Source organism: Thauera propionica (assembly GCF_002245655.1).
GTDB lineage: Bacteria > Pseudomonadota > Gammaproteobacteria > Burkholderiales > Rhodocyclaceae > Thauera > Thauera propionica.
The window spans coordinates 1-2,104 of record NZ_NOIH01000054.1 but is presented as its reverse complement, the minus strand read 5'-3'; the positions used below and the strand labels follow the sequence as shown (position 1 = coordinate 2,104).

Annotated in this window: 3 protein-coding genes, 1 pseudogene and 1 other annotated feature; all 4 genes and pseudogenes read right to left on the bottom strand. The window is 63.3% G+C overall.

Annotated elements, in window-relative coordinates:
- Window positions 1-74: 74 nt before the first annotated feature.
- Window positions 75-308, bottom strand: a complete 234-nt coding sequence (locus CGK74_RS18995; protein ID WP_165770118.1) for an IS66 family transposase — start codon at window positions 306-308, stop codon at window positions 75-77.
- 61 nt (window positions 309-369) lie between these two features.
- Window positions 370-699 carry an IS66 family insertion sequence element accessory protein TnpB gene (gene tnpB / locus CGK74_RS18590; protein WP_004294256.1) on the bottom strand — a complete coding sequence of 110 codons (330 nt, stop codon included), beginning with the start codon at window positions 697-699 and terminating at the stop codon, window positions 370-372.
- Window positions 696-1,064 (bottom strand): transposase, encoded by a 369-nt coding sequence (locus tag CGK74_RS18585; RefSeq protein WP_004294255.1) that lies wholly within the window; start codon window positions 1,062-1,064, stop codon window positions 696-698. The genes tnpB and CGK74_RS18585 overlap by 4 nt, the downstream gene beginning before the upstream one ends.
- A gap of 75 nt (window positions 1,065-1,139) precedes the next feature.
- Window positions 1,140-1,630: pseudogene (locus CGK74_RS18580) on the bottom strand (transposase); the annotation flags it as partial.
- Window positions 1,236-1,352 (bottom strand) — a sequence feature (AL1L pseudoknot). Its footprint overlaps the pseudogene before it by 117 nt.
- Window positions 1,631-2,104 lie beyond the last annotated feature (474 nt).

Below are 2,104 nucleotides of genomic sequence, written 5' to 3'. Positions count from 1 at the left end.
ACCACCGCCATCAGCCTCTCCTGCTCCATCGTCGTTCTCCAGAAGTGAGTTTCGCAGCCGCAACCATCGACGATTCAGCGCTGCCTGGGAACTACGGGGTTGCTCGGACGGTTACCCTCGAAGAGCTGCACCTGCTCGGTGGACAGGCGCTCGGTCCTCACGCCGAAGCGATGACGCTTGTGCAGCGCCAGCTCATGCGTGAGCCGCTCGATCTTGGTCTGACGCCACACGAGCTCGCGCTCCTGCTCGATGAGCAGGCGACGCAAGGTGTCGGCATCCAGTTGATCGAGGTCGGCGGGCAGCGGCATGGATCGATCATGTCCGATGCACGTCTCCGCCGCCATCGGGGCATCCGCCGATAGCGCGGGTTCAGAGTGTCCGGATCACACCGCCGTCGCCCAGCCGCTGCCACGGCAGCCCAAGCACCAGCGCATCGAACTGCGCCCGGGTGAGTGCGACACCGCCCTGGCCCTCGGTCCAGTGAAACCGTCCCTGGTTCAGGCGCCGGCATGCGAGCCACACCCCGAAGCCGTCATGGACCAGCACCTTCAAGCGGGAGCCGCGCCGGTTGCTGAAGAGATAGGCGTGATGGGGCTGCGCCTCGCCGAACACGCGCACCACCTGCGCGAGCAACGTGTCCATGCCTGCGCGCATGTCCAAAGGCGCGGCCGACAGCCACAGCGCCTCGATGCGGATCATGCCAGCCACTCGCGCAACCACGCGCCACAGGCATCGGCCGCCTGGAGCGGCCATTCGAGCTTCACGCGGGCGTTGCCACGCTGCGCCTCGAGGCGGATCACCGGCGCCTCAACGGCGGATGCAACCCGCACCGGCACAAAGCCTGGCTCAGACAGCGTCGTGAGCTCAGCGCTGAGCGGCTTGCGCCGGCTCGGCGGCGCGATCCCGCGCTCGCGCATCCAGCGATGGACCTGGTTGGCGTTCAGGCCGTTGGCCAGAGCCACGCCCGCCACCGAGACGCCAGGCTCACGGCAAGCCGAGATCACCGATTGTTTGAAGGCTTCGCTGTGCGTGCGCCGGGTCCGGCGCGGGATGACGACATCCATAGTGCCCACCATCAGAATTGATGGACACGATCTTCAATGGGCTAAGCGGCTGGGGGAAGGTGGGTTTGCCGGGCGCTTACGGACCTCGTTTGCCAGGCTGTCGTCTTGCCGCGCGCGGCGACTGCGGAGCTGCGGGTTGCGTCGGCGTGCCGCATGGCGCCAGTAACAGGACGGGGCCATCTGCAAAACCCGGCAGATGGGCTCGACCCCGAACGTGTGACGGTGTTGGTCGATGAAGTGCTTTAGCTCTTCAAACGGCGGTCGAGCTCCGCCTGGGCGAAAAACGCGCTCGCCGCCTTGAGGATGTCGTTGGCACGGCGCAACTCCTTGTTCTCTCGCTCCAGTTGCTTGAGGCGCTCGCGCTCACTGCTCGTCAGCCCATCGCGCTGGCCACCGTCAATCTCCTCGCGCTTGACCCAGTCATGCAGGGTCTGCGGCACGCAGCCAATCTTGGGGGCGATCGATTCAATCGCCGCCCACAGCGAGGGGTACTCGCCTCGGTGTTCCTGCACCATGCGCACGGCGCGCTCACGCACTTCCGGTGAAAACTTCGATGATTTGTTCATGGCTCCATCTTCTCAAGAGTTGGAGCCTCCTCGAAACCCGGGGCGATTCACCACCGCCTGAGTCCTATGATCAACTTCGGCGCCAACCTCATCACTCGTTCGACCCCGCTCGAAGCTCGAGAACACGATCGCCCCACCGAGCACAAGTGCGATCACGAACAGTGAAACAGGAACGATGAACCGGGTCTGCAAACTGGCGTTGCACACTTTTCGCTCCCTCTTGATATTTTTATCAAGTTTATCAAGAGAGCACGAATGACGAGGAAATTGTTCCTCATGATGAGCACGCTTGTAATCTCCCGCGTTACACATCGCGTTGTCTGCACAGCGTCCACGGCGGCCGTAGCCGTGCAAACGCCCAGCGATCGTATTTGGATGCTGGGCGCTTTTTGAGGGTTAGTCTGACGATGACCTACTTTCACGAGGGCGGACCTCACTATCATCGGCGCGTTTGTGTTTCACGGTCCTGTTCGG